This window comes from Kluyvera sp. (assembly GCF_965301105.1).
This window is the reverse complement of the sequence record NZ_CBDKZX010000148.1, coordinates 1-4,642: the sequence shown is the minus strand read 5'-3', so window position 1 is coordinate 4,642 and position 4,642 is coordinate 1. Positions and strand designations below refer to the sequence as shown.

5 protein-coding genes and 2 pseudogenes are annotated in these 4,642 nt (G+C 55.8%); 1 reads left to right on the top strand and 6 read right to left on the bottom strand.

What is annotated here, in order from left to right:
- The 5 genes and pseudogenes from ACW14G_RS22305 to ACW14G_RS22285 all read right to left on the bottom strand — a co-directional run.
- Positions 1 to 101 (bottom strand): annotated as a pseudogene (locus ACW14G_RS22305) (MBL fold metallo-hydrolase); the annotation flags it as partial.
- A 95-nt stretch (positions 102 to 196) separates the two neighbouring features.
- Positions 197 to 997 (bottom strand): lipoprotein NlpA, encoded by an 801-nt coding sequence (nlpA, locus tag ACW14G_RS22300; protein WP_455648823.1) that lies wholly within the window; start codon positions 995 to 997, stop codon positions 197 to 199.
- 188 nt (positions 998 to 1,185) lie between these two features.
- Complete coding sequence (locus tag ACW14G_RS22295; protein WP_174340333.1) at positions 1,186 to 1,584, bottom strand: type II toxin-antitoxin system VapC family toxin; 399 nt, start codon at positions 1,582 to 1,584, stop codon at positions 1,186 to 1,188.
- A gap of 3 nt (positions 1,585 to 1,587) precedes the next feature.
- Positions 1,588 to 1,848, bottom strand: a complete 261-nt coding sequence (locus tag ACW14G_RS22290) for an antitoxin (protein WP_108417271.1) — start codon at positions 1,846 to 1,848, stop codon at positions 1,588 to 1,590.
- A gap of 117 nt (positions 1,849 to 1,965) precedes the next feature.
- Complete coding sequence (locus ACW14G_RS22285; RefSeq protein WP_455648822.1) at positions 1,966 to 3,465, bottom strand: MDR family MFS transporter; 1,500 nt, start codon at positions 3,463 to 3,465, stop codon at positions 1,966 to 1,968.
- Positions 3,466 to 3,543: 78 nt separating this feature from the next.
- Between ACW14G_RS22285 and ACW14G_RS22280 the strand changes: the two genes are divergently transcribed.
- Entirely contained in the window at positions 3,544 to 4,191 is a 648-nt protein-coding gene (locus ACW14G_RS22280; RefSeq protein ID WP_278436264.1) for a TetR/AcrR family transcriptional regulator, read from the top strand.
- Here the strand turns inward: ACW14G_RS22280 and ACW14G_RS22275 are convergent.
- Positions 4,188 to 4,607, bottom strand: a pseudogene (locus ACW14G_RS22275) (GNAT family N-acetyltransferase). The gene ACW14G_RS22280 and the pseudogene ACW14G_RS22275 overlap by 4 nt on opposite strands.
- Positions 4,608 to 4,642: the final 35 nt, after the last annotated feature.

The following is a 4,642-nucleotide window of genomic DNA, read 5'->3' as shown; positions in this document are numbered from 1 at the left end:
CCCGGGTAAGCCCCTTTCGGCGCGAGCATGGGGTCAACTAAAAAACGTTTTCACGCGTAGGTAATCAGCTGAGTGGCATTGCGAATCTGAGTAATGTTCATGGGCTATCCTCCGGTGGGTGTGATAAGGAGAATAGCCCGTGACCACGCGTTACGATGTGGGCTAAAGGGCGATGATCGATGGAATTGGGCCAAACTTACCAGCCTGGCACCGCGCCGCCGTTGAAGATCGTTTCGGCCGCTTTTGCTACCTCAGGTGACTGATAAGACTGTATGAATTCCTTCACGTTTTCCGCATTTTTATTGTCTTCACGCGTCACGACAATGTTCACATACGGCGAGTTTTTATCTTCAATGAAGACGCTGTCATGAACCGGCGACAGGCCGGTTTGCTGGAGGTAGGTGGTACTAATAATGGCGACATCCACCTTCGGATCGTCCAGCACGCGCGGCAGCTGCGCGCCTTCCAGCTCCATAATCTTCAGATTTTTAGGGTTTGCGGTGATATCCAGCGCCGTCGGCAGCAGCCCGGTGTCCGGCTTCCGGGCAATCAGCTTCTCTTTTTGCAGCAGCAGCAGCGCGCGACCGAGGTTGGTTGGGTCGTTAGGAATGGCAACCGTTGCGCCGTCTTTCAGTTCATTCACCGATTTAATCTTGCGGGAATAGCCAGCCATCGGGAAGACGAAGGTGTTTGCAACGGCAACCAGCTTGTAGCCGTGCGCCTTGTTATCTTCTGCGAGGAACGGGCGGTGCTGGAAGACGTTGGCATCCAGCTCCCCCTGGTTAGTGGCATCGTTGGGCAGCAGCGATCCGCTAAAGCCCACCAGCTCCACGTCCAGACCGTATTTCTCTTTTGCCACCTTTTTAGCGACCTCCGCCACGTCCTGCTCGGCACCGTTAATCACGCCGACCTTAATGTGTTTGGCATCATTGCTGCTTTGGTCACAGCCCGCGAGCAGCAGGCCAGTCAGGAGAAGCGCACCCAGTCGAAGTTTCACGAGACAGTTCCTTTTGATAGACGTTTTGAAGACTATATCGACAACGCGACGGCGCGCTAAAAAACGAAAAGGAATCAATAAGAAGGATAAGTTATATGCGGCCTATTGCCGGGTGGCGCTGCGCTTACCCGGCCTACGCGCGGAGGTGTTGTAGGCCCGGTTAGCAAAGCACCACCGAGAGATGGGCATCAGGCTGCGGTAGTCCAGTCCTCTACCCTAAGGTCTTGCACCATTCCAAATGCGCGATCGTTGGTGACAATCGTCGTACCCCGGCTGATGGCATGCGCAGCAATCAACTGGTCGAGATCGCCCATCACCTTCCCTTTCTTTTCCATCACTGCACGAAGCTCGCCGTAGGCGGCTGCGGCTTCACTGTCCCAGTCGCAAATGGTGATGGTTTTTAGAAATTCCACTATGGTTTTGTGCAGTTGGTTGTTTTGCTTTTTGGCTACGCCGTAAAGTAATTCAGCCTCCGTTACGCTTGAAATACACATTTTTTCAGGCGCAATACGCGAATATTGATTTAGAACCTCGGGGTGTTGCCTCACAAGATGGCTTACGATGTTTGTGTCCAGCATATGCAGCATGTTCTACAGCCCTTCCAGAGGATCTCGTGTCGAATAGCTCTGATTACGCTCCTCTTTGCTCAGAAACGAATCCGGCACATGCGTTTGTTTGAGCAAACGCAAAAAGTTGTCCCTGTGTCGCTCTTTTTCCGATCTTGCCGTCAAAACAATATTCCCCTCGTCATCCCGCCGGATGTAAACGCTCTCCGTATCAAACGCAAACTCAGCAGGCAGAACAACAGCCTGCTTTCGCCCTTTTTTGATCAGTTTTGCTGTGCGCTCCATTGTAACCTCTGCTGGTTTATTGGACTGGCCAGAGCATGCGCCACGACGAGAAGGCATGACAACTTCGACGCTTCAATTTCAGAAAGCGACTCGCAAAAAATAACCGAACCGCTAACTTCACGTCTGTCGACGCAGCGGCGCTTCCCGTAAAAACCACGACAGCGCAAACGCCAGCACCATAATCCCTGCCGCCAGCAGGAATACCGCATGAATGGCCGAGCCGAAGGCATCAAGGTAGTCCAGCCTCAGGGCGTCAGGCAGATGGTGGATAGCGGCCGGGTTCAGCTCGCGCGGCAGTTCCGCGCCTTCCGGAAGGCTGTCCATCAGCCCTGACTGCAGAATATTCGTGAATACCGCGCCAAACAGCGCGACGCCGATCGCCCCACCGATGGAGCGGAACAGCGTGACGCCCGAGGTGGCTACGCCGTATTGATCCGCCGACACGCTGTTTTGCACCGCCAGCACCAGCACCTGCATCACCAGTCCCAGCCCCATGCCCAGCACGCTGGTGAACAGATAAAGCTGCCAGGTTGGCGACGTGATTGAAATGCGCGTCAGTAAAAACATCCCCACCACGCCGAGCAGCGTGCCGAGGATCGGGAACAGGCGATATTTCCCGGTACGGCTGATGATCCGCCCGCTGATAATCGAGGTCAGCAGCAGCCCGCCCATCAGCGGGATGAGCTGCAAACCGGCCTGCGTTGGCGTGGCGTCTTTCACCACCTGCAGGTACAGCGGCAGGAAAGTCACTGAGCCAAACAGCGACATACCGATGATAAAGCCAATCAGGCTGCAGAGCAGGAAGCTGCGGTCGCGGAACAGCGACAGCGGAATAATCGGCTCCCACGCCAGCCGCTCCTCATAGATAAACCCGGCAATGCCCGTCAGGCCAAAGGCCAGAATGCACCACAGCTGCGGGTCGCTCCACGGGCGAACGGTGCCGCCTTCGGTGGTAAACAGGATGATGCACAGCAGCGCCATGCTGAGGTAAATCGCCCCCAGATAGTCAATCTCGTGCTTGCTGCGCCGCGCGCTGCCGTGAAATACCGCGCCTATTACCAGCAGGGCAAACAGCCCCAGCGGCAGGTTGATGTAGAAAATCCAGCGCCAGGAGGCGTGCTGGACGATAAACCCGCCGATCAGCGGCCCGATGACCGTCGCCAGGCCAAACACGCCGCCAAACAGCCCCTGATAGCGCCCGCGATCGGCTGGCGGGATCACGTCCGCCACGGCGGCCATACTGATCACCATCAGGCCGCCACCGCCCAGCCCCTGCAGGGCGCGCATCAGCACCAGCTGGGTCATGTTCTGCGCCAGCCCGCACAGCGCGGAGCCCACGAGGAACAGCACAATGGCGATTTGCAGGACAATTTTGCGGCCAAACAGATCGCCGAATTTACCGTACAGCGGCACCACGATGGTGGAGCTGAGGATATAGGCCGTCACTACCCAGGAGAGCTTATCCAGGCCGCCCAGCTCACCGACAATGGTAGGCAGCGCCGTAGAGACGATGGTTTGATCAAGCGCAGAAAGCAGCATCACCAGCAGCAGCGCGCTGAACAGCAGCTTAATCGACGGCGCTTTTTGCGCAGGTTGAGTCATTACGTCGGATTCCATAAGAGATCGCTTGAAATTAATTAATCAGATAATTAATATTTGTGTAAGTGATGAATAAGATCAAGAGGCACCGTGGTCATGCCAGCATTAAAAGACAATTCTGAACCGCGCCGCCCCGGCCGCCCTCGCGGGGGTAAACGCGTCACCGCCAGCCGCGAACAGCTGCTGGATATCGCCCTGAACCTCTTTTCCCGTCAGGGGATCGCCAATACCTCACTCAACGCCATTGCCAAAGAGGCGGGCGTCACGCCTGCGATGCTTCACTACTACTTCAACTCCCGAGAGCAGCTGCTGGATGCGATGATTGAGGAGCGTTTCCTGCCGTTACGCGAGCGGATCGGGACGATTTTCGCCGATAACCGGGATTCGCCGGTGAACGCCCTGACGGAAATGGTTAAAGTGCTGGCCGAACTGGCGGAACAGTATCCCTGGTTTGCACCGCTGTGGATGCAGGAGGTGATTGGCGAAATGCCGGTACTGCGTACCCATCTTCAGGCGCGGTTTGGTGACGAGAAGTATCAGGCGACGCTTACCACCCTCAAACGCTGGCAGCAGGAAGGGAAGCTGAATCAGGCGCTGGCACCGGAGCTGCTGTTTACCACCTTGCTGAGCCTTGTGCTGGTGCCGTTTTCACGCATGCGCAATGACGAGAGGCTAAAATCCCTCTCGCCGGAAATCATTGTCCGTCATGCGCTTGCCGTAATCGGTACCGGGATCGGCGGTTAAAGCGCCTTTGCCAGATAGTGGCGCTGCATGCCCGCATGGGGATAATCCTGCAAAGACATCTGCAGCCGGTAGCCCTGTTTTTCATAGAACGGGCGCGCCTGGAAGCTGGCGGTATCGACCAGCGCGTGCTTGCAGCCCTGACGTCGGGCTTAATCTACTGGCCTGTTGATGAACTTGCTGCCCGCCCCGGCGACGCGCAGGGAATCGCTGACCCAGAGAATGAAAAAATTTTGCCAGTCACCTTTGCGCACGCCGATTAATCCGCCCAGCATGGCGCCCTTATCGTCACGTACGTAAACGCCAATGTCGCCACTAAAGTTCGACATATCTAAAAACTGCCCGTTATAAGCTCTTAACCCTACAAATAACTCTTCTTTCTCTTCGGGTGTGACTTTTTTAGTAATGCTCAACTGCATATTGTTCTCCTTATTTTCAGCGCAATCTGAATATC

Excerpts from the sequence above, each read along its gene's own strand:
- ACW14G_RS22295 (WP_174340333.1), bottom strand. The coding sequence starts at position 1,584 with ATGCTGCATATGCTGGACACAAACATCGTAAGCCATCTTGTGAGGCAA.
- ACW14G_RS22290 (WP_108417271.1), bottom strand. The coding sequence starts at position 1,848 with ATGGAGCGCACAGCAAAACTGATCAAAAAAGGGCGAAAGCAGGCTGTT.
- ACW14G_RS22285 (WP_455648822.1), bottom strand. The coding sequence starts at position 3,465 with ATGGAATCCGACGTAATGACTCAACCTGCGCAAAAAGCGCCGTCGATT.
- ACW14G_RS22280 (WP_278436264.1), top strand. The coding sequence starts at position 3,544 with ATGCCAGCATTAAAAGACAATTCTGAACCGCGCCGCCCCGGCCGCCCT.